Origin of the sequence: Chitinophaga sancti, from assembly GCF_034087045.1 — a bacterium.
Classification (GTDB): domain Bacteria; phylum Bacteroidota; class Bacteroidia; order Chitinophagales; family Chitinophagaceae; genus Chitinophaga; species Chitinophaga sancti_B.
The window spans coordinates 1808223-1831486 of sequence record NZ_CP139247.1; the positions used below are offsets into that span (position 1 = coordinate 1808223).

At 45.0% G+C, this 23264-nt stretch carries 21 protein-coding genes; 7 read left to right on the forward strand and 14 right to left on the reverse strand.

The window, feature by feature from the left end:
- Complete coding sequence (locus tag SIO70_RS07605) at positions 1 to 1896, forward strand: ATP-dependent DNA helicase RecQ (protein WP_320580342.1); 1896 nt, start codon at positions 1 to 3, stop codon at positions 1894 to 1896.
- 16 nt (positions 1897 to 1912) lie between these two features.
- On the opposite strand, the gene SIO70_RS07610 is transcribed toward SIO70_RS07605, so the two are convergent.
- The 10 genes from SIO70_RS07610 to SIO70_RS07655 form a co-directional block, all read right to left on the reverse strand.
- Positions 1913 to 2962 carry a Gfo/Idh/MocA family oxidoreductase gene (locus tag SIO70_RS07610; RefSeq protein ID WP_320580343.1) on the reverse strand — a complete coding sequence of 350 codons (1050 nt, stop codon included), beginning with the start codon at positions 2960 to 2962 and terminating at the stop codon, positions 1913 to 1915.
- A gap of 14 nt (positions 2963 to 2976) precedes the next feature.
- Complete coding sequence (locus tag SIO70_RS07615; RefSeq protein WP_320580344.1) at positions 2977 to 4530, reverse strand: helicase HerA-like domain-containing protein; 1554 nt, start codon at positions 4528 to 4530, stop codon at positions 2977 to 2979.
- Positions 4531 to 4610: 80 nt separating this feature from the next.
- Positions 4611 to 4991: a co-chaperone GroES family protein gene (locus SIO70_RS07620; protein ID WP_320580345.1), complete on the reverse strand. Its 381-nt coding sequence runs from the start codon at positions 4989 to 4991 to the stop codon at positions 4611 to 4613.
- A gap of 57 nt (positions 4992 to 5048) precedes the next feature.
- Positions 5049 to 5888: an MBL fold metallo-hydrolase gene (locus SIO70_RS07625; RefSeq protein WP_320580346.1), complete on the reverse strand. Its 840-nt coding sequence runs from the start codon at positions 5886 to 5888 to the stop codon at positions 5049 to 5051.
- 13 nt (positions 5889 to 5901) lie between these two features.
- The gene (locus tag SIO70_RS07630; RefSeq protein WP_320580347.1) at positions 5902 to 7191 is read right to left on the reverse strand and encodes an MFS transporter; all 1290 of its coding nucleotides are present in this window, start codon (positions 7189 to 7191) and stop codon (positions 5902 to 5904) included.
- A 52-nt stretch (positions 7192 to 7243) separates the two neighbouring features.
- On the reverse strand, positions 7244 to 7861 hold the full coding sequence (locus tag SIO70_RS07635) for an ATP-binding cassette domain-containing protein (RefSeq protein ID WP_320580348.1): 618 nt from the start codon (positions 7859 to 7861) through the stop codon (positions 7244 to 7246).
- Between the two features lie 74 nt (positions 7862 to 7935).
- Complete coding sequence (gene lpxA, locus SIO70_RS07640) at positions 7936 to 8730, reverse strand: acyl-ACP--UDP-N-acetylglucosamine O-acyltransferase (protein ID WP_083724126.1); 795 nt, start codon at positions 8728 to 8730, stop codon at positions 7936 to 7938.
- Positions 8731 to 8739: 9 nt separating this feature from the next.
- Positions 8740 to 10155, reverse strand: a complete 1416-nt coding sequence (locus tag SIO70_RS07645) for a bifunctional UDP-3-O-[3-hydroxymyristoyl] N-acetylglucosamine deacetylase/3-hydroxyacyl-ACP dehydratase (protein ID WP_320580349.1) — start codon at positions 10153 to 10155, stop codon at positions 8740 to 8742.
- Between the two features lie 81 nt (positions 10156 to 10236).
- On the reverse strand, positions 10237 to 11286 hold the full coding sequence (lpxD, locus tag SIO70_RS07650) for a UDP-3-O-(3-hydroxymyristoyl)glucosamine N-acyltransferase (RefSeq protein ID WP_320580350.1): 1050 nt from the start codon (positions 11284 to 11286) through the stop codon (positions 10237 to 10239).
- Between the two features lie 106 nt (positions 11287 to 11392).
- Positions 11393 to 12619: an HD domain-containing protein gene (locus tag SIO70_RS07655; RefSeq protein WP_320580351.1), complete on the reverse strand. Its 1227-nt coding sequence runs from the start codon at positions 12617 to 12619 to the stop codon at positions 11393 to 11395.
- A 293-nt stretch (positions 12620 to 12912) separates the two neighbouring features.
- Between SIO70_RS07655 and SIO70_RS07660 the strand changes: the two genes are divergently transcribed.
- The 6 genes from SIO70_RS07660 (at position 12913) to SIO70_RS07685 (ending at position 19112) form a co-directional block, all read left to right on the forward strand.
- Complete coding sequence (locus tag SIO70_RS07660; RefSeq protein ID WP_320580352.1) at positions 12913 to 14466, forward strand: response regulator; 1554 nt, start codon at positions 12913 to 12915, stop codon at positions 14464 to 14466.
- A gap of 15 nt (positions 14467 to 14481) precedes the next feature.
- The gene (locus SIO70_RS07665) at positions 14482 to 14814 is read left to right on the forward strand and encodes a hypothetical protein (protein WP_320580353.1); all 333 of its coding nucleotides are present in this window, start codon (positions 14482 to 14484) and stop codon (positions 14812 to 14814) included.
- Positions 14811 to 15575 (forward strand): MBL fold metallo-hydrolase, encoded by a 765-nt coding sequence (locus SIO70_RS07670; RefSeq protein WP_320580354.1) that lies wholly within the window; start codon positions 14811 to 14813, stop codon positions 15573 to 15575. Before SIO70_RS07665 ends, SIO70_RS07670 begins: the two co-directional genes overlap by 4 nt.
- Before the next feature lie 27 nt (positions 15576 to 15602).
- Positions 15603 to 16244, forward strand: coding sequence for a helix-hairpin-helix domain-containing protein (locus tag SIO70_RS07675; RefSeq protein WP_320580355.1), 642 nt, complete (start codon positions 15603 to 15605; stop codon positions 16242 to 16244).
- Positions 16241 to 17380 (forward strand): acyl-CoA dehydrogenase family protein, encoded by a 1140-nt coding sequence (locus tag SIO70_RS07680; RefSeq protein ID WP_320580356.1) that lies wholly within the window; start codon positions 16241 to 16243, stop codon positions 17378 to 17380. Before SIO70_RS07675 ends, SIO70_RS07680 begins: the two co-directional genes overlap by 4 nt.
- A 106-nt stretch (positions 17381 to 17486) precedes the next feature.
- Positions 17487 to 19112: an NADP-dependent glyceraldehyde-3-phosphate dehydrogenase gene (locus tag SIO70_RS07685; protein WP_320580357.1), complete on the forward strand. Its 1626-nt coding sequence runs from the start codon at positions 17487 to 17489 to the stop codon at positions 19110 to 19112.
- A 297-nt stretch (positions 19113 to 19409) separates the two neighbouring features.
- On the opposite strand, the gene SIO70_RS07690 is transcribed toward SIO70_RS07685, so the two are convergent.
- The 4 genes from SIO70_RS07690 to tig form a co-directional block, all read right to left on the reverse strand.
- Positions 19410 to 19613, reverse strand: a complete 204-nt coding sequence (locus SIO70_RS07690) for a hypothetical protein (protein WP_083724144.1) — start codon at positions 19611 to 19613, stop codon at positions 19410 to 19412.
- 75 nt (positions 19614 to 19688) lie between these two features.
- Positions 19689 to 20924: an ATP-dependent Clp protease ATP-binding subunit ClpX gene (clpX, locus tag SIO70_RS07695; protein WP_320580358.1), complete on the reverse strand. Its 1236-nt coding sequence runs from the start codon at positions 20922 to 20924 to the stop codon at positions 19689 to 19691.
- Positions 20925 to 21055: 131 nt separating this feature from the next.
- Positions 21056 to 21766 carry an ATP-dependent Clp endopeptidase proteolytic subunit ClpP gene (clpP, locus tag SIO70_RS07700; RefSeq protein WP_320580359.1) on the reverse strand — a complete coding sequence of 237 codons (711 nt, stop codon included), beginning with the start codon at positions 21764 to 21766 and terminating at the stop codon, positions 21056 to 21058.
- Positions 21756 to 23138: a trigger factor gene (gene tig / locus SIO70_RS07705; RefSeq protein ID WP_320580360.1), complete on the reverse strand. Its 1383-nt coding sequence runs from the start codon at positions 23136 to 23138 to the stop codon at positions 21756 to 21758. The genes clpP and tig overlap by 11 nt, the downstream gene beginning before the upstream one ends.
- Positions 23139 to 23264: the final 126 nt, after the last annotated feature.

Sequence of the window (23264 nt, forward strand, 5' to 3'; positions counted from 1 at the left end):
GTGACTACTCCAACAGAAATACTGAAAAAATATTGGGGCTATGACCAATTCCGTCCTTTGCAGGAAGACATTATTCAGTCTGTCTGCAATTGGCAGGATACACTGGCATTGATGCCCACCGGAGGTGGAAAATCCATCTGCTTCCAGGTACCGGCACTCATGAAAGAAGGGCTTTGCCTGGTGGTCACACCCCTTATTGCATTGATGAAGGATCAGGTGGCAAATTTGCGTAGCCGGAATATTCCTGCTGCTGCTATCTATGCGGGTATGTATTACCAGGATGTGGAGAAGTTGCTGGAAGAGGCACGCCGTGGTACGTATAAGTTTCTCTATGTATCGCCTGAGCGATTACAGAGTCGCCGGTTTTTAGAATACTGCGATGGATTGCCGGTTACACTGCTGGCGATAGATGAAGCACACTGTATTTCTCAATGGGGGTATGATTTCAGACCTGCCTATCTGGAGATCGCAGAGATCAGAACACAGTTTCCGGGTGTACCGGTATTAGCACTCACCGCATCGGCTACCCCAAAGGTACAGCAGGACATCTGCGAAAAGCTGCGCATGCAAAAGCCGGCTATTTTCAGCAAGAGCTTTGTACGTAGCAATCTTTCCTACAGCGTGATTGAAGAAGGGGATAAGCACCCCAGGTTATTACACATCTTACAGCGGGTACCAGGCAGTGCCATCATCTATTGCCGCAATCGGAAAGGCACCCGTGAGCTGGCGGATATGCTGGAACAGAACGGGATTTCTGCCAGTTATTATCATGCCGGACTAACAGGAGAGGAACGCACTGCCCGTCAGGAATTGTGGATAGAGGGCAAAATCAGGGTGATGGTGTGTACCAACGCATTTGGGATGGGGATCGATAAGCCGGATGTAAGAGTAGTGATACATGCAGATGCCCCGGAGAGCCTGGAGGGTTATTACCAGGAAGCTGGCAGAGGTGGGAGAGATGAGCAGAAGGCATATGCTGTATTGTTGTACCATTCTTCAGAGCTGGATAGAATGACGGAGATGATTGCCTTGCAGTTTCCCGGTCAGGATCAGGTGAGAGGTGTGTATCAGGCGCTGGTGAATTATTTACAGGTACCGGTAGGTGGAGGAGAAGGTGTGTACTTTGATTTTGATATCAATGACTTCGTACAGAAATTCGAACTGAATATAACAGTGGCATATAGTGCCTTGCGCATATTGGAGCAGGAAGGTATTTTGCAGCTGAGTGAGAGTGTGTTTATGCCTTCAATGGTGGAATTTATTGTTAACAGGCAAACGTTGTTTGCATTTGATGCCGCACAACCGGCGTTGTCTGCGCTGGTGCAAACTTTATTACGCACTTATGAAGGGATCTTTGATAATCCCGTTCCGGTGTATGAAAGGCAGCTTCTGCGGATTCTGCGTATCAAAGAGCAGGAGGTGATACTGGGATTACAACAGCTGCATCAGCGAGGGATAATCCGGTATAAACAACGTAAGACAGTACCACAGTTATCTTTTGTAGAGCAGCGGGTATCTACGCAACATTTAAGGATAGATACAGAACGGGTGAAGGCGAGAATGAAGGCTTACAAGGATAGGCTGGATGCGATGTTGGAATATGTTCGGAATAAAAAGCAGTGTCGGACACAGTTATTAGTACAGTATTTTGGAGAACACGATGCACAGCCTTGCGGAATCTGTGATGTATGTATAGCGCAGAAGAAAAAGCCAGCAGATTTTAAGGCGATATCGGGGTTGTTATTGGCAGAGCTAAGTGAGGTTCCTATGGAATGGGAAGTGATTCAGAATAAGCTAAAAGAGGTGGATGAAGCGGAGTTGATGGAGGTGACGCAATTTATGATCAGTGAGGAAATTATTATAAGAGATGAAGAAGGCCGCTTTTACCGTAAGTAAAAGCGGCCTTTCGAAATTATTTAAGAGCAATAACTTTCTTTGCATCACTACTTTCAAATGCCGCCTCAATAATCCTGATCACATTCACCGCATCTTGTGCAGGTACAGGATTCGGCCCTTTACCATTGAGTGCATCATATATGCCATCATAGTATTCGAGGTAGTCTCCCTTTGGAGATGGCAGGTATTCCCTCACCACCTTTCCATCTCTTTCTGTATGCAGCAATCCCCACTCATGAATCCCTTCCACACCCCATCCAGGCGCTCCCGGCATCAATCCCTGCTGCAACATCGTTTCCTGCGTATCTGCTTTCGTTTTTATAAAAGAACCTTTCCGCCCATGAAACTGATAAGAAGGAATCGGTTCTCTGGTGAGATAAGAGCATTTCAACCTCACTCTTAGATGTTCATAAAAATAAACCAGCTCAAAGTAATCATCCACCAGTGACTCCTTCCTGATCGTCCTGATATCCGCCCATATTGCATCCGGCATTCCAAACAGTATCAGCGCCTGATCTACCAGGTGTGAACCCAGGTCATACAACCCGCCAGTACCCGGTAGTTTCTCTTCCTTATGTTTCTTATAACTCAGCTCCTCACGATAACGATCATAATGAATCTCTGCTTCCAGCAAATCACCCAGATCGCCACTGTTCAGCACCTGTTTTACAATCTTAAAATCACTATCAAAGCGTCTGTTATGGTACACGCTTAACAGCAACCCTTTTGAAGCCGCCAGTTCTGCCAGCTCTTCCCCTTCTGCAGCATGCACTGTAAAAGGTTTTTCTACTATTACATTCTTTCCCGCTTCCAGCGCAGCCTTGGCGTATTCGTAATGGGTATAGTTAGGTGTATTGATTACGATCAGATCCAGTTCAGGATCCTGAATCATATCCGCTACACTGGTATATACTTTCACATCGGGATAGCGCTGTCTTGCGAGGTTCTTACTTCGCTCCACTACAGCATAGAAGGTAAACCCCGGATGTGTGTGAATAAACGGTGCGTGAAAGATATGTCCTGACATACCATAGGAACAAATCCCTGCTTTGATAATTTTCTCCATATCCTAGATTTTAATTAAAACCAGCTACTACTTTTTTTGCTGCTCTTACCGCCTAATCCCAGGGCGCCCAGCAGGCTCCTTGTGATCATCGTAGTTGCTGTTCGGCCCACTTGTTTGGCGATAGGACTGCTTAGTACAGTGTCTAATATACTCTTCTCTTCGGGTTGTTTTTTGCCTCCGGCAGTTTTCGCTGCAGGGGCACTTTTTTCTGCTGCTTCCTGCAGCTTTGCTGTCAGGATTTCATATGCACTTTCATGATCGATCTCCTGATTATACTTCTGCGCGATTTTGCTGCTGTTTACCAGTGCATCCATCTCTGCCGCAGAGAGTATATCCATCCGGGAGCGTGGTGTTACCAGCATGGTGGCAGCCAGTGGCGTAGGTATACCTTTCTCATTCAGACAGGTGAACAATGCTTCACCAATACCAATCTGTGTGAGTAGTTCATCTGTTTTATAGAAATCAGATAGCGGATAGTTCTCGGCCGTCTGCTTAATCGTCTTACGGTCATTGGCAGTAAATGCACGCAGTGCATGCTGTACTTTCATACCCAGTTGTCCAAGTATAGATGGTGGTACATCCATTGGATTTTGTGTACAGAAAAAGATACCCACACCTTTTGAACGGATCAGTTTAATGATTGTTTCGATCTGCTGCAACAGTGCAGAACTGGCTTCCTGGAATACCAGGTGCGCTTCGTCTATAAACAGTACCAGCTTTGGTTTATCCATATCACCTTCTTCAGGCAATGTAGCATACAGCTCTGCCAGCAGGCTAAGCATGAATGTGGAAAACAGCTTTGGTTTATCCTGGATATCCGCTACTCTTACGATGGAAATCACTCCTCTGCCATCATCACTGATGCGTAGGAGGTCATCTACTTCAAAAGAGGTTTCGCCAAAGAATTTATCAGCACCCTGTTGTTCCAGCGCAATTACTTTTCTGAGCACAGTACCTGCTGAAGTGGTAGAGATCTTACCATAATCTTTTTCCAGTTCAGCCTTACCTTCATCACTCACATACTGCAATACTTTCTTGAAATCTTTCAGGTCCAGCAGGGGCAGTTTACTTTCATCACAATATTTAAATATCATGGCCACCAGGCCTTCCTGTGTATCGTTCAGTTCTAATATTCTGGACAATAATATCGGGCCAAATTCACTCACCGTTGCTCTCAGGCGCGCGCCTTTTTCATCACTGAGTGAAAGCAGTTCTACAGGGTAGCCGGAAGGAGACCAGCTGCCGCCGATTTTCTCATATCGCTCTTTGATCCTGTCACTGTTAGTGCCGGCGGCCGCAACGCCACTCAGGTCACCTTTAATATCCATGAGCAGTACAGGTACGCTGGCATCGCTCAGCCCTTCTGCAATCACCTGCAGGGTTTTGGTTTTACCTGTACCTGTGGCGCCGGCTATCAATCCATGCCTGTTCATCGTTTTCAATGGCAGGAACACATCCGCACCACTCACGACATCGCCATCCAGCATGGCGCAGCCCAGTTTAAATCGTTCACCCTTGAAGGTATATCCACTTTGGATATGCGACAGAAATGCTTCTTTATCAGCCATGGGGTATTAAAATTTCTCTGAAGATAAAAAAAGGGCTGTAATCACTTACAGCCCTTTTTGAAATTTTTATGAAAAAAGCATTAGAGATCTTCTTCTCTTTCCAGCATCAGTATCGCACTCTGCGGTACGATAAAGTACTTTTCGCCCTGGTATGACACTTCCGTGGAGCCATTGAGCAGGAAGATAGCCAGATCGCCTTCCTTTACCTGTAAAGGAATATACTTCACTTTCTCATCTTCTCCCTTCCAGGCATCATCATCCTCAGAAGGTAATGGAAGGGCATATCCAGGACCTGTTTTGATGACATATCCAGATTGAACCTTTTCCTTTTCCTGCATACCGGGAGGCAAAAATAGCCCGCTTTCTGTACGTTCATTGGGGGTAAGTGGTTGTACCAGTACCCTGTCGCCTACAACAATCAGCTTTTTCAATTTATTATCTATTGTCAGGTGTGTTGCCATGATCTATGTAATACAAAATGTATGCAGCAGGTACGTGTCGTGCCAAGATGGCATACATTATAGCGCAGACAACGGGAAGGTATCGCCTGCGCGGATGCCTTTCTCCGTTTGTTGCAGCACGAGGCATTCTACCTTCGGATCATGCTCTAAATACAGTACATACTGCTGCTCCAGTGCTTCAGTCAGGTAACTTTTTTTCTCCTGAAGGGTTGTCAGCGGGAACATATCGTATGCCATTACGTATGGCAGTGGAATATGTCCGATGCCAGGCAACAGGTCTGCCATATACAGGATGGTTTTATCCTTGTATTTGATCTGTGGCAGCATTTGTGCATCTGTATGTCCGTTTACAAACCGGATATTGATATTGTCAGTAAAGCTCACGCCTTCCTTTACTTCCACAAATTTCAGCTGACCACTTTCCTGCATGGGCAGGATGTTTTCTTTCAGGAAGGATGCTTTCTCCCTGTCGTTTGGTTTTATCGCCCAGTTCCAGTGATCTTCATTGCTCCAGAAGGTCGCATTTTTGAACGCAGGTACGAGTTTATCGCCCTGTCTTACAATGGAGCCACCGCAATGGTCAAAGTGCAGGTGAGTCAGGAACACATCGGTGATATCATCTTTGTGAAAACCCAGTTTAGCCAGGGAGCTATCCAGGGTTGCATCGCCATGCAGGTGGTAATGGCCAAGCCATTTTGCATCCTGTTTGTTACCAATACCTGTATCTACCAGGATCAGGCGCTTGCCATCTTCGATGAGCAGGCAGCGCATGGCCCAGGAGCATAAATTGTTCTCGTCTGATGGACTTAGTTTGTTCCAAATACTCTTTGGTACTACGCCGTACATAGCACCTCCATCCAGTTTAAAAAAGCCTGTGTCTACGGTATATAGTTTCATACAATTGAGGTTTCTATTGTAGTGCCTTTTGCTTTCTCCGTGCGGAGAACAGCCAAGCGAGGCCCATTAAAAAGAAGGCAGCCAGTGCAATTACAGAATTGCGCATACTACCTGTCAGCTCATGGATATACCCGAAGGTGGTCATACCGATCACGATAGAAAGCTTTTCAGTCACATCATAGTAACTGAAGAAACTTGCGGTATCCTCAGTTTCCGGCATCAGCTTGGCGTAGGTGGAGCGGCTCAGGGACTGAACACCTCCCATTACCAGACCTACAGCTGTGGCCAGTATATAAAAGTCGGTAGCTGTCTGCATACGGTAACCAGCAAAGCAGATGCCTATCCATACGAATATGACTCCAATTAATACAGGCAGGTTGCCATACTTGCCTGAGAGCCATGCCATGCCCGAAGCACCGGCAATCGCTACTAACTGGATCACTACCACTACACTGATGAGGGTGGTAGAAGGCAGGTGTAATTCCTGTGCACCAAAGAGGGTTGCTGCCATCATGACTGTCTGCACACCCATGCTGTAGAAGAAAAAGCCTCTCAGAAAGCGCTTCAGCACAGGCATGGTCTTTACCTGGGCATACACTTTACGCAGCTCAGAGAAGCCTTCTGTGAACACACCAGCTTTATGTTCAGCAATTGTTCCTTTGGAGGCAGGCAATCGTGCAAAGGTGATCTGGGCAAAGCCGATCCACCAGACACCTACCAGCAGGAAGGTAATGAGCACCGCCTGCCCTTCTGTGATACCAAATGGCAGCAGCGCTACCAGTGCAAAACCAACCAGTTGTAACAGTACGCTACCGATATACCCCATGGCAAAGCCTTTGGCACTCACCCGGTCACGGTCTTCCTCTGCTGCTATCTCTGGTAAGTAAGAGTTGTAAAACACCAGTCCTCCGCAGTAGCCGAGGGTAGCGAGGACAAAGAAGATGATACCATATTCGACATTGCCGCCGTTGAACAGGTACAACGCACTACAGCTGATACCACCCAGCCAGGTGAACATCATCAGGTAACGTTTTTTGTTACCTCTTGTATCTGCAATAGAAGACAGGATAGGAGAGGCAATCGCAGCAATCAGAAACGCTGCTGCCATCGCGTAGTCATACAGGGCAGAATTGATAAAATATTTTCCGAAGAAAGGAATGCGGTCGCTGTGGAAGGCCGCTTTTGTAGCGCTTGTAAAATAAATAGGGAAAAAGGTAGTAGTAATTACCAGATTGTAAACGGAGTTAGCCCAGTCATACATGGCCCACCCGTTAATTACTTTCTTACTGGCAGTTTTTTGCATATGCATCTCGTATTATGGGGTTCAATATACGATTAAAGCACTAATCCCCACGTCATTTGTAGTCCAAGATACTCATACGCTGTTCACACATAAAATACTCCTGCTCATCGTTGGAACTGACAATGATCATTCGATTACTTGCATAAGTTGTAATCAGCTCCTGGTAAAGCTCTACGCCAGCTGCATCCAGGTTGGTACATGGTTCATCCAGCAGTAATACAGGCACATTTGAAAAGATGGCCAGCGCCAGTTTCAGCCTTTGCTTCATACCAGAAGAAAAGTGCTTCACCTGCTTACGCATAGATGATTGCAGACCGACTGTTTCCGCAGCTTTCTGCGGGGTAATACCAGGTATGAACTGCTTAAATTGCAGATGGAAACTGATGCTTTCTGCAAGGGTAAATTCTTCGATCAGTTCGAGATAGGGGGCTGCGATAGCGCAGGATTCAAAAAACCGATCGGCAGGGATGGGGGTGTTCACATCGTGGTAGGTGACAGTGCCTTCGTTGTGCAACAAATGTCCGCTGATCACCTGCAATAATGTAGACTTACCTGAACCGTTTGGTCCAAGTATGGCATAACGTTGTCCCGCTTCAAACGTGGCGTTGACCCGACGGAATATCCAATCGTAGTTAAAGCGTTTACCAGTCTGGTCCAGCGTTATTTTCATTCGTCCTCATTATTTATAGAAAAGGCAATACCACGAGTTTCGTACACATGGTATTGCCTGTAAAGATTTTATTTTCATTCGTCACTGGAGAGAGACGTATACCCTTTCATGATACCACGACCGGACTCACGGATAAATGCAAGGATTTCATCCCTTTCATCCGTAGCAGGATATTCAGCTTCGATGATGCTTACTGCTTTTGACAGTTTGTAGCCTTTCACGAAGATCACGCGGTAAATATCCAGGATATGATTGATCTTTTCCAGAGAGAAGCCTCTTCTTTTTAAACCGATAGAGTTCACGCCTACATAAGACAGTGGCTCACGTGCAGCTTTTACGTAAGGAGGTACATCTTTTCTTACCAGTGAACCACCGGTTACGAAAGCATGTGCACCGATTTTACAAAACTGTTGTACAGCCACCATACCAGCCAGCACTACGTGGTCGCCCACGGTGATGTGACCAGCAAGGGTCGTGTCGTTAGAAAATACGCAGTAGTTACCTACCTCACAGTCGTGGGCGATATGGCTGTAGGCCATGATCAGACAGTTAGAACCGATTACGGTTTTCCATTTGTCTTTAGTACCCCTGTTGATGGTTACATACTCGCGGATAGTGGTGTTATCTCCAATAATAGTGGTGGTGTCTTCTCCGTCAAATTTGAGGTCCTGTGGTATAGCGGATATGACGGAACCAGGGAAGATACGGCAGTTCTTTCCAATCCTTGCCCCTTCCATGATAGTGACATTCGACCCGATCCAGGTACCGTCACCAATCTCCACATTCTTGTGGATGACAGTGAAAGGATCGATTTTAACGTTTGGTGCCACCTTCGCGTCAGGGTGGATGTAAGTAAGCGGATGGATCATTGCTATTTTTTAGCCTCTTGTTTTAATGATTTGAGCAGTCAGGTCGCCCTCTGTAACGATCTTGTTACCTACAAATACAGTTCCCCGCATTTCCACGATACCTCTTCTGATAGGGCTCAGCAGCTCCATCTTCAGGATCATCGTGTCGCCTGGGAATACCTTTTGCTTGAACTTACAGTTGTCGATCTTGATAAAGTATGTATCGTAATTTTCAGGATCAGGAACTGTGTTCAGTGCGAGGATACCTCCACATTGTGCCAATGCCTCTACCTGTAATACACCCGGCATTACCGGATTGTTCGGGAAGTGGCCCTGGAAGAAGGGCTCGTTGAAGGTTACATTCTTGATACCGACTACCTGCGTATCTGTGAGATCAATGATCTTGTCCACCAGCAGCATTGGGAAACGATGTGGCAGGGTCCGCTCTATACGTGGAAGGTCAAATATAGCCGGTTTATTAGGATCATATACAGGCACATCTTTAATATGCTTGTTCTTCTTGATGTATTGTTTTAAGCGACGGGCAAACTCCACGTTGGAAGCATGTCCCGGACGGTTGGCGATGATATGCGCCTTGATAGGATAACCTACCAGTGCCAGGTCGCCCATGATGTCCAGCAGTTTGTGACGTGCAGGTTCATTAGGGAAACGCAGCTTAATATTGTTCAGGATACCTTCGCGTTGTTCTACTCTGATATTTTTGCGTTGGAAAACGGTCGCCAGACGCGCCAGTTCTTCTTCGCTTACAGGTTTATCAACGATCACGATTGCGTTGTTGATATCACCACCTTTGATCAGGTTATTGTTGATCAGGTACTCCAGTTCATGCAGGAATACGAAGGTACGGCACGGTGCGATCTCTGATCTGAAGTCAGCCAGGCTGTTCAGGTTCGCGTGCTGGGTACCCAGTACCGGCGAGTTGAAGTCGATCATACAGGTGACACGGTAGTCTACTGCAGGCAGCGCTACCATTTCCACATTCTTTTTATCGTCGTAATAGGTAATATTGGTATCAATGGTATAGTATACCTTCTTTGCATCCTGTTCAGCTACACCTGCCTGTTCGATCAGTTCGATGAAAGACATAGCGCTGCCGTCCATGATAGGCACTTCAGGACCATCAATATCTATTTCTACGTTGTCAACACCGGTACCTACCAGTGCAGCCATGATATGTTCGATGGTATTTACTCTTGCACCATTGTGTTCCAGTGTTGTACTTCTGGCAGTATCTACTACATAATCCACATCCGCTTTTACTACAGGTTGGTTGGGCAGATCAATACGTCTGAACTTAATACCCGATCCAGGATTACCAGGTTTGAGGGTCATATTTACGCTGGCACCTGTGTGCAAACCTACACCCGATATAGTGGCAGGAGTTTTTATCGTGTGTTGATTGGGCGACTGTTGATTCTCCATCATATTTTATTAACTAATTTTTCTGTTGTCTCGTAAGGGTCTACGATTTCGCAAATGATTGTGGCGTAGTAAACTACAGGTATATTAAACACCTTCTCTTACAGAAAGTAACTGTTTTACCATATCCTCCAGCTCCTTAACACGTTTTTCCAGGTCCGGCAAATTTCTAAAAATTGCCTGACTTTTCAGTGAACTTTTGTAGTCAAAAGCAGGAGAGCCCATCAGAGCCGTGTTTGACTCGGTAATGGATTTGGAAAGACCGCTCTGCGCGTTGATCTTGGTGCCGTCTGCCAGCTGAATATGGCCTACCAGCCCTACCTGGCCGCCAATCACGCAGTTCTTTCCGATCTTGGTACTACCGGAGATGCCAGTCTGTGCCGCGATTACGGTATTTGTATCTATATCCACATTGTGCGCGATCTGGATCAGGTTATCCAGTTTTACACCCTGGCGAATGATAGTGGAGCCCATTGTCGCTCTGTCGATAGTCGTATTTGCACCGATTTCCACATCGTCGTGGATCACCACGTTGCCGATCTGAGGAACTTTCTTGTATTTACCATCAGGCTGAGGGGCAAAGCCGAAGCCGTCGCCACCGATTACGCAGTTCGCATGCAGGATTACCCGCTTGCCTACCACGCAGTTCTCGTAAACTTTCACACCTGGGAATATCACAGTGTCGTCGCTCACCACTACATTATCACCCAGATATACACCCGGATAGATCTTCACATTATTGCCCAGTACGACATTTTCTCCCAGGTAAGCAAATGCGCCAATGAATACATTGGTGCCTGTTTTTACAGAAGCAGGTACAAAAGATGGCTGTTGAATACCAGTTTTGTTACCTACCAGCTGTTTGTATTGCTCCAGCAGCTGGGCGAATGCGCTGTAAGCATCTTTCACCCTGATCAGGGTAGACTTTACAGGACGCTCTGTCACCAGGCTTTCGTTCACAATGAGTATGGAAGCATTGGTCGTGTAGATGAATTCTTCGTATTTGGGATTGGCAATGAAACTGAGCATCCCTTCACCAGCCTCTTCGATCTTGGCGATGTTATTCACTTTTACGTCCGGGTTGCCTTCCAGCTTACCATCCAACATGGTAGCCAATTGTAATGCGCTAAACTGCATAGTTAATAATTAATATAGTTATCCAGGCGGTACCAGTTTTATGATTTAATTGACAGCCATCTAGTTATACATTACCTACAATCTATCATTCATAATCCTGTGTTGCTTAGATTTTTGGATGACAAATGTAGAATTTTTTTACGGGTATAGCCAGTGTATGACTAACCAGTGCATTATCGATTGACGAAATATCCTTGACGGTCCCGTCTTTAAAAAGGATGTTAATCCTTTCATTATTAATGTTGTACGCGCTCAGACTAGCTGTTCCTGTGAAGACAAAGTAATCAAGATCATGGCCAGAAATGCCATATCTTTCTTGCACCTGTGTTTTCAATAAAGTTATGGCCGAGGTATCAAAAGCCTCATTACTGAGCAGGCATTTAAACAAATGCCTGTTTGTCAACCATTTACATAACAAGGAAAGGACTGGGTCCGTATGGGTGGCCCATACCTTTATCGCGCTTAAAATATCGTAATCATCCAGCAGACAAAACTGTTGCAGACAAGCTGGTTCCTGTTCAAAGTTGGCAGCTGTAATAGTATGGTACAGGAAATATTCTAATGCCGGCGAGGCAAACAGTGATACTCCCCTCAGTGCCAGTTCTTTAGCCCGTTTCAGTATTTTGACCAGCATATTCTCTGCACTTAATACTGTCTTGTGCAGGTATACCTGCCAGTACATCAATCGCCGGGCCACAATAAACTTTTCTATTGAATAAATCCCCTTCTCCTCCACCATCAGCTCATTCCGTTGCACAGTGAGCATTTTTATAATACGGTCATAACCAATTACTCCTTCAGAAACCCCCGTATAAAAGCTGTCACGATTCAGGTAATCCATCCTGTCTACATCCAGCTGGCTCGACACCAGCTGATGAAGAAACGTTTTATGATAACGCCCGTTGAAGATTTCTATTGTCAGGCTCAGGGCTCCGTTCAGCTCCTTATTCAACTCCTCCATCAGCCACTGGCTGATCTTTTCGTGGGATACCCCTTCGATAATTCCATTTTCCAGGGCATGAGAATAAGGTCCATGACCTATATCATGCAGCAAAATAGCCATCTTAGTGGCTATCTCCTCTTCGTCCGTAATTTCTACCCCTTTCCCTTTCAACTCTGCCAGTGCGCAGCTCATCAGGTGAAAAGCTCCCATACTGTGATGAAAACGGGTATGCATCGCTCCCGGATAGACCAGATGTGCCAGGGCCATCTGATGAATACGACGTAGGCGCTGATAGTAAGGATGGGAAATTAAGGCAAAGATCAGCGGATGATCTATCGTTATGAAGCCATACACCGGATCATTTACAATTTTTCTCTTGCGTTCTGCCATTTTTACCGTTACCCTTTAGCTTGGGCAAAGCTACGTTAAGGAATTATTATCTTTAACTTTTTCTAATGTATAAGACGCCACCTGAACCTCCTTCCCCTATATCTGCCTCGATTTTCCTATTTTTATTGCAAAAATTGATAATATTTGGACAACTTACAGCAAATCAACTGTTATTTAACAATTTATTGTGCCAATATCGCATATAGGGAACATTTTTTGACAGTAGAGAATGGTATCTTGGCCAAATAGTTGCCGCGTGAAACTTATTAATTTTACTCCTAACTAATACTTGCATGAGTCAAATAAATATACTCTGGGTAGATGACGAAATAGAATCACTTAAATCGCAAATCATGTTCCTTGAAAACAAGGGATACAAGGTGTCTGCTCTGACCAATGGATATGACGCCCTGGAATTTCTGAAGGAACAGTTGGTAGATGTTGTGCTGCTGGATGAGTCTATGCCGGGTATAACTGGACTCGAAACCCTTGCCAAGATCAAAGAGATCGACCAGCAGATTCCTGTGGTCATGATCACCAAGAATGAGGCGGAAAATGTGATGGACGAAGCTATTGGCTCCCAGATCACCGACTACCTGATCAAACCCGTGAACCCGAATCAGGTACTCCTTTCTCTGAAGAAAATCATTGATAATAAAAGGCTTGTGGCCGAAAAGACCACCATCGGTTACCAGCAGGATTTCCGTTCCCTCTTCATGGCCCTGAACTCAGGTCCGGACTTCAATGAATGGATGGATATTTATAAGAAGCTGGTTTACTGGGAAATGGAAATGGCTAAAACCAACAATCCAGAGATGATGGAGGTATTAAACACCCAAAAGGCGGAGGCCAATACGGAGTTTGCCAAATTCATCTCCCGCAACTATTCCAGCTGGGTAGCTCCGAAAGCGAAGGACGCGCCTGTGATGTCGCACTCCGTATTTAAAGAAAAGGTAGTGCCTCAGCTGGACAATGATGTGCCTAACTTCTTCATTATCATAGATAACCTGCGTCTGGACCAGTGGAAGGCGATCCTGCCTATCTTCCTGGAGTCCTTCAGACTGGTCACCGAAGATACTTTTTACAGTATACTCCCTACTTCTACTCAATATAGCCGCAATGCGATCTTTGCCGGTCTGTTGCCAATAGATATAGAAAGCCGTTTTCCACAACAATGGAAAAACGACGATGAAGATGGAGGGAAGAATCTGTACGAAGAAGAATTCTTCGCTGATCAGCTCAAACGTCTGAAATTGGATACCCGTTTCTCTTACACTAAGGTGACCACTCATAATGATGGTCAGCACCTGGTGAACAACATACATAACCTGCTAGCCTATCCGCTGAACGTAATAGTATACAACTTTGTGGATATGCTCAGCCATGCCCGTACAGAAATGGAAGTGCTGAAAGAACTGGCAGGGGATGAAACTTCTTACCGTTCTATCACCGCCAGCTGGTTTGAACATTCACCTTTGCACCAGGCACTGCGCAAAGTGGCAGACAGAAAGATCAACCTGATCATCGCGACTGACCATGGTAATGTCAGGGTGAAGACACCGGTAAAGGTGATAGGAGATAAGCAAACCACTACCAACCTGCGTTATAAACATGGTCGTAACCTGAACTATGATGCCAAGGAAGTACTGGCCTTCAGGGATCCCCGCGAAGCAGGCCTGCCCAAACCCAATGTAAACTCCTCTTATATCTTTGCAAAAGAAGATGGCTACCTCTGCTATCCGAATAATTACAACTACTTTGTCAATTTCTACCGCAATACCTTCCAGCATGGTGGAATTTCGCTGGAGGAGGTGATCGTACCTGTCGCAAGGTTGGTGAGTAAATAATCTTACTTTTGTGTCATGAACTTCAAAGTGACACCCAATAACCTGACCCGCCTTGAAAAAATCTTTGGAGAGGCTAAGTATGAGTTGCGTTTTGAAAAAGGAACGTTTAATTCAGGCTATTGTGTACTCGAACATAAAAAGGTCGTGGTAGTTAATAAATTCCTGAACCTGGAAGGACGTATCAATACGCTCCTTGATATCCTGGGCTCGATGGAACTGGATGAAAGTGTGCTGACTCCTGAATCCCTGAAGCTATACAAGCAGATTGTGGAAAACAGGAATACCGCTGCTGATGCGGCCGACGAAGAATCCACTCCTCCTTCACCAGAAACACCTTCAGAGATTTGAAAGTAACTTTTTTAGGAACAGGCACCTCTCAGGGCGTACCCGTTATAGCTTGTGGCTGTAGGGTATGTACTTCTACCGATAAGCATGATAAACGTCTGCGCAGCAGTATCCTCATTTCTGATACACCTGCAGGCAATATCGTTATCGATACGACACCAGACTTCCGCTACCAGATGCTGAGAGCAGAAGTGAAACACCTGGAAGCAGTATTAGTGACCCACTCTCATAAAGATCATATAGCAGGGATGGACGACATCCGTGCTTTCAATTATTTTCAGCAGCGAGCGATCGATATTTATGCGACACCGTTCACACAGGAAGGTATTATGCGTGAATTTGCCTATGCTTTTGCAGAGCATAAATATCCGGGTATTCCGGAGCTGAATCTCCTTACCATTGGCAATGATCCGTTTGATGTAAATGGAATGCTGTTTACGCCGATCAATGTCATGCACCACAAAATGCCGGTATTGGGCTTCCGTTTTGGCGACTTCACGTATATTACAGATGCGAATTTTATCGCACCTGAAGAAAAAGAAAAAATTGTGGGCTCCCGCATAATGGTAGTTAATGCCCTGCGCAGGGAGAAACACATTTCTCACTTCACCCTGGATGAGGCGATTGCCCTGGCACAGGAGTTGGCTATTCCACAGGTATACTTCACGCATATCAGTCACCAGATGGGACTACATGCCGAAGTATCGCAGGAGCTGCCTGCCGGTATGGCGCTGGCCTACGATGGGCTTGAAGTGACATTGTAATTCATCCATCCATTTATTTGTTAACCTATGAAACCATTCTGGCAATTCACAGCGCTTGAAAGAAGAGGCATCATAGCATTGCTGCTGCTCACTGCTATCAGCATGTATACACCAGCGATAGTCGCGCACTATTTTCCACTGCAAACCAGCAGGGATACATTACTACAACAAGATATTGCGGCTTTTCAATCCTCTCTGAAAAAAGCTCCGCCTCCACCTAAAAAACATATTACCTTTTCCCGTTCCAGGCAATCAGTAATCAACATCGACATCAACAAGGCTGATTCTGCAGCCTGGGAGTCATTGAAAGGAATAGGACCTGTGCTGGCTGCACGAATTATCCGCTTTAGAGAGAAACTAGGCGGTTTTTATGCCATTTCCCAGATCAGGGAAACTTACGGCCTGCCGGATAGCACATTTAACAAAATTCAACCTTACCTGCGATTGAATGCAGTTTCACTAAAAAAACTGGACCTCAATACCGCAGATGAGCAAACTTTGGCCCAACATCCTTACATAAGGTACAAACTGGCGCGGTTAATTGTCCTGTATCGCAGCAACAACGGGCTTTTCCAGCAACCATCTGACCTTCTTGGCATACCATTGGTAGATGATAGTATTTATCGTAAAATTGAACATTACATCAAAACAGAAAACCCCCCAATATGAACTTCGAACCTACAGAAATGCAGCAGCAGATTACCCAGGTGATCAGGGATTTCGGTAAATCGCACATTCAACCAAACGTTATGGAATGGGATGAAACCCAAACCTTTCCGGCACCACTCTTTAAACAACTTGGCGAATTAGGCTTAATGGGGGTGTTAGTTCCACAGGAATATGGCGGCAGTGGCCTCAGTTATCTTGAATACGTTACTGTAGTCAGCGAAATCAGTCGCTTCTGTGGCGCAATAGGCCTTAGTGTAGCAGCGCACAATTCTCTTTGTACCGGTCATATCTTACAATTCGGATCTGAAGAACAAAAGAAACGTTACCTCCCTAAACTCGCCAGTGGCGAATGGCTCGGTGCCTGGGGCCTCACAGAACCGAATACCGGCTCTGATGCCATGAACATGAAGTGTGTGGCAAAGAAAGACGGTGACGAATGGGTGCTCAATGGTACCAAATGTTGGATCACCCATGGTAAAAGCGGGGACGTGGCAGTGGTAATAGCCCGTACCGGCGATGTAAGAGATAGTCATGGTATGACCGCCTTTGTGGTAGAACGCGGTACACCCGGTTTCAGCGGAGGTAAAAAGGAAAATAAACTGGGTATGCGTGCCTCGGAAACTGCCGAAATGATCTTTGATAATTGCCGGATACCGGTTGCCAATATGCTGGGTAATGAAGGTGAAGGCTTCATTCAGTCAATGAAAGTACTGGATGGAGGTCGTATCTCCATTGCCGCACTTTCTTTAGGCATTGCCAAAGGTGCTTACGAAGCAGCCCTGAAATATGCACAGGAACGGCATCAGTTTGATAAACCTATTGCAGCCTTCCAGGGTATCTCTTTTAAACTGGCTGATATGGCTACAGAGATTATGGCTGCTGAGCTGCTGACCATGCAGGCTGCCTCGGGGAAGAGTAAAGGACAAAAGGTGACCCAGCAGGCGGCAATGGCCAAATACTATGCTTCGGAAGTAGCAGTAAAAACGGCGAACGAAGCCGTACAGGTATTTGGTGGCTATGGATACACGAAGGATTTTCCTGTAGAGAAGTTTTATAGAGATGCGAAATTATGTACCATAGGAGAGGGGACTTCCGAGATTCAGAAGCTCGTCATTGCCCGTGAGGCCCTGAAGTAACGCAACTATCTAAAAACATACTAAAGGACTGATCCGCTCCAGAAGTGCGATCAGTCTTTTTTTTATAACCTATTTACTATCTTTCATCTATATAAACTACTATGTCATGACCTTTGAAGAACACTTACATCAAATGTTCCCGACAGCAGACGCCATCCCGGCGCAATTCCTGCTACCGGAGGAGATTCACCAGCGTGAATATCTCTCCGGCGGTGAAATGAAACCCTGGAACGGTGATGTCCACACCGTTCTTTCCCCGGTAGCTGTCCAGACTCCAGAAGGCCTCAAAAGAAAAGTAATTGGCTCTTACCCGCTGTGCACACAAACAGAAGCCCTTGCTGCACTCGATGCAGCAGTACTCGCGTACAATGATGGTCGTGGCGAATGGCCTACCATGCCGGTAGCTGAAAGGATCGCCTGCATGGATAAGTTCACTGGCAAGATGATTGCAAAGAAAGATGAGATTGTAAAACTGATCATGTGGGAAATCGGGAAATCGTATGCAGATTCTATAAAGGAATTTGATCGTACTATTGAGTATATCAACGCTACGATCGATGCACTGAAAGATCTTGATCGCAATTCCAGCCGTTTCGAAATTGAACAAGGTATTATCGGACAAATACGCCGTTCACCATTAGGTGTAGTACTCTGTATGGGACCATTCAACTACCCGCTGAATGAAACCTTTACCACCCTGATTCCAGCTCTCATCATGGGCAACACCTTGTTGTTCAAACCTCCCAAGCACGGTACGTTATTGCACTATCCACTGCTGGAAGCTTTTGCAAGTTGTTTCCCAAAAGGCGTGGTGAATACCATTTATGGTCGTGGAAATGTGATCATAGCCCCGCTCATGGAGTCTGGCAAGATCAATGTACTCACCCTGATCGGTAGCAGCAAAGTAGCTAACCAGCTGAAGAAGATGCACCCGAAGGTAAATCGCCTGCGTGCTATTCTGGGGCTGGATGCAAAGAATGCCGCCATTATCACAGAAAAAGCCGATTTAGACCTCGCAGTAAAAGAATGTGTGTTGGGCTCACTTTCATTCAATGGGCAGCGCTGTACGGCTATAAAGATCATTTATGTGCATAAAGACGTAGCAGATGCATTCATTGAAAAGTTTAGTGCTGCTGTAGGCAAACTGAAAATAGGCATGCCATGGGAGAAGGATGTATTCCTTACACCACTGCCAGAGCCACAGAAACCGGCTTATCTGCAGGAATGTATTGAAGATGCTATCACTAATGGTGCGAAGGTGATGAACGAAAATGGCGGTACTACATTCGAATCATTTGTATACCCGGCGGTGTTATACCCTGTGAATAATCAAATGAAGTTGTATAGGGAGGAGCAATTTGGTCCTGTCATTCCAATTTTGCCATTTGACAATATAGAAACACCGATCGATTATCTGATTGAATCATCTCACGGACAGCAGGTGAGTCTTTTCAGCAATGATGCAGACGAACTGGCTTCGTTGATTGATCCGCTGGTAAACCAGGTAAGCCGGGTGAATCTGAATTGTCAATGTCAGCGTGGCCCTGATATTTTCCCATTCACAGGCAGGAAGGATTCTGCTGAAGGAACATTGAGTGTTCCGGATGCTTTACGTGCATTCTCTATTCGTACAATGGTGGCTACTAAAGTGACGGAAGAGAACAAAATTCTCCTGAATGAGATCGTAAGTGAGCAGCGTTCAAACTTTTTGTCAACAAAATATATCTTTTAAACAAGATTCTATTAGTGTTGATTTTTGAGTTAGAATATTATTTGTAAGGTTTTTAGCTATATGCTAAAAATTTAATGTATTGATGTTGTCTAAACTTTTTGATAAAAAAGTGAGTATAAACTAAATAAGGTGCTGGATTTTTGAATTAAGAACGTTAAATTTGGGTTAATTCATCACTCTTTACCAATTTATCAACCTCCTACAAAAAGAAAAGACAATCGAAACAACTTTTACGCAACCAAAAGAAAAAGGCATCCTCTCAGAGGATGCCTTTTTTATTGTGCCAATGTCTTTTGCTTAGTGCTCCAGAAAATCGTTTTCTTTTTCTTCTTTGCCAGCTGCTTCGGCTTTCTTTTCGATGTCATTAAACCATTTCTCGACAGTACCTGCCAGGAATACGGGCACCTTTCCACCTACATACTCTTTCAGTATCTCAAAGGTCTTGATAGCCTGTTCGTTGCTAAGACCGGCTCTTTCTTTCAATTCTTTTAAGAGGTCCATATTTATTATTTGAATTAAAGGTAATAAAAAAGGCGAACGATCATCGTCCGCCCTTTTCAAAATATCATGTACACCTTACGCAACTTTCAGCTGCACCAGGGTTGATTTATCTAATTTCTCTTCTGCATATGCTCTTGTCAATACAAAGGAGCTTTCGTTGGAAGAAGGCAGGTTAAACATCGCATCGCTCAATACTACTTCACAGATGGAGCGAAGACCACGTGCACCCAGTTTGTACTCCATTGCTTTTTCTACGATATAATCTACTGCATCATCTTCTATTACCAGGTCAATACCTTCTACTTTGAACAGTTTCTTGTATTGTTTTATCAGTGCATTCTTTGGTTCTGTCAGAATCGCTTTCAGCGCTTCGTTGTCCAGAGAATTCAGGTAAGTTACAACAGGCAGACGTCCCAGCAATTCAGGAATCAGACCGAATGCTTTTAAGTCCTGGGAGTTGATGTAACGGAGTATATGCTTCTTGTTTTCTTCTTCTCTTTCTTTGTTCACCGTGAACCCGATAGAATGCGTCTGTACTCTGCGGCTGATAATCTTATCAACACCATCAAATGCACCACCGCATATAAACAGTATATTCTGTGTATTCACTTTGATCAGTTTCTGCTCAGGGTGTTTACGACCACCTTGTGGAGGAACGAGTGCTTCGGTACCTTCCAGCAGTTTTAGCAGACCTTGCTGTACGCCTTCCCCACTCACATCGCGGGTGATGGAAGGGTTATCGCTCTTACGTGCGATTTTATCGATCTCGTCAATATATACGATACCTCTTTCAGCAGCTTCTACATCATAGTTACATACCTGTAGCAGGCGTGTCAGAATGCTTTCCACATCTTCACCTACGTAACCGGCTTCGGTAAACACGGTTGCATCTACGATAGTAAAAGGAACATTCAGCAGACGGGCGATAGATTTAGCCAGCAGGGTTTTGCCAGTACCGGTTTCACCTACCATGATGATATTGGATTTCTCGATTTCCACATCGTCATCTCCTACCTGTTGGTTCAGCCTTTTATAGTGGTTATAAACGGCAACTGCCAGTATTTTTTTTGCATCATCCTGTCCGATCACATATTCATCAAGGAATTTCTTGATCTCCTGGGGTTTGGCCACTTTTGGAACGAAGTGGGAAGGGGCTTTTTTACCCTGCTGTTGAAACAATTCCTGTTCTATGATCTCCTGTGCGTTGGCCACACAGTTCTCACAAATATGGCCATCTGCACCAGCTATCAATATCTGCACTTCATCTTTCGAACGATTACAGAATGAACAACGTATTTTGGACTCTTTCATAGCTTACAAAGGTACAAATTAAAGGGGGAAAGGGTGTCATTAAAAAAGAAAAGCAAAAGTTAAAAAGAAAAACCGGTTTTGAAGACACGGGTTCTCTTTCTAAATTTTGCTTCTATAGAATTTACAACTAATTATTGAGGCGTAGTACCGTCCTGCTGCTGTTGTTTTCTAGGATTTCTGGTGAGTACGTCATCGATGATACCGTATTCTTTTGCTTCATCGGCAGTCATCCAGTAGTCACGATCAGAATCCTTTTCAACTTTCTTTACAGGCTGTCCGCAGTGTCCGGCAATGATTTCGTTCAGCTCTTTTTTCAGCTTTACGAACTCGCGGGCAGTGATCTCGATATCTGAGGTCTGTCCTTCAGCACCGCCATGAGGCTGGTGAATCATTACACGAGCGTGCTTCAGCGCAGTACGTTTGCCTTTAGTACCAGCCACCAGCAGTACGGCGCCAAAAGAAGCGGCCATACCTGTACAGATTGTCGCTACATCAGGAGCGATGATCTGCATGGTGTCATAGATACCTAAACCAGCATATACGCTACCACCGGGACTGTTAATATACATCTGTATATCACGGGTACGGTCAGTAGATTCGAGGAACAGCAACTGTGCTGTGATAATATTAGCTACATAGTCATTTACCGGATCGCCCATGAAGATGATGCGGTCCATCATCAAACGGGAAAACACGTCCATAATCGCCATGTTCATCGGGCGTTCCTCGATGATGTTGGGAGTTAAGGCATTGATTTGGTGACGGGTATAGCTATCTACTACCAGGCTACTGATCCCTCTATGCTGAATGGCATATTTCCTGAATTCGTTATTAATGTTCATGATGGTGATGTTTATTAGGTAATTTAGCAAATTCTTCGGCTGTTACTTCCTCTTCCTTCACATTTACCTTTTGTTCTGCCCAATCAAACAGTTTTTGAGTCACCATCTCACGATAGGTCTGATCTACGAATTTTTCATCCTGCAGCAGGCGTTCCAGGTAGCTATCCAGCCAGTCTGCACCATCTGCAGCAGCTGCACCACCAAAATAGCCCATTACTTTCTGTTTGGCGCTTTCCTTCAGTTCATCAAAGGATACGTCCAGTTTATTTTCGCGGATCAGTTTGTCGCTGATCAAAGTCCAGCGTAACTGATGATCAAATCCAGGATATTCTTTTTCGGCTTCTTCAGCAGTCTTTGGCTTTTCGCCACCCTGCTGTAACCAGCGCTTCAGAAATTCTTTGGGCAGTTCAATAGGAGTTTCGTGTACCAGCACCTCGAACAGTTCGTTGTGCAGGTGATTACGGCTCTCGGAATCCCAGTACTTTTCTATTTCAGATTTCAGTTTCTCACGGAAGGCTTCTTCAGTGGTTACTTCATCCTTAGGGAATACTTCTTTGAAGAATTCTTCATTCAGTTCCCTCTTTTCAATTACTTCAACTTTCTCGATGGTCAGTTTGAAGTAACGTTGTGCATCCGCATCGTTATGACCATGGAAACCAAGGTCGTGCAGGATGTCGTGTAAAGCAGCTGCATCAAATGAAGTAGCCAGGAAGAATACGATGCTATCGCCTTTTCCTTTACCCTTCAGCTGTTCCTGTATAGGAGCAGAGAACTGCTTTAACTTAATGGCGTTTTCTTTCTGAATACCACCTTCCAGTACGTTACCTGCTTCATCGCTCTCTTCGAACTTAACAGTCAGGAAATCATTCTCAGAAGATACTTTTTCAGTTTCTACGTTTTTGCCACCTCTTTCGAGCAGGTTGTCAACCTCTTTGTCCAGCATTTCGCTGGTCACTTTAATTTTATAACGGCTCAGGGTAGTTTTACCTTCCTGCAGTGGAGTTACTTCAAAAGCAGGTTTCAGGCCAATTTCAAAATCGAAGTTATATTCGGTAGGATTGTTATGATCAAAATTTTTAGCTTCCTTCTCCAGAGAAAGGGGCTGAGCGAAGATCTCAACTTTCTCATTCTGAAGGTAGCCAGTGAGTTCTTTCTCTACAGTTTTCAGTATTTCATCCGCGAAGATTGCCGGACCGTGCATTTTTTTCACCATCCCTGCTGGCACCATACCTTTACGGAAGCCTGGTATATTGGCGGTTTTGCTAAGCTGTTTTACTGCTTTGTCATAATTGGGAAGATAATCTTCCTGGCTCACTTTCACAGTGATCTTATCATTCAATAAACCGATGTTTTCTCTGGTAACGGTTGCCATAATTAATTTTAATAAATGTTCTTGTATGAAGCAATAATAATTCCTGAATCGAAGAATATGCCATGAAGTCACAAAGGCACGAAGGAATGGCAGCTATGTGGGAGTTACTAAGTGACTTAGTGCCTT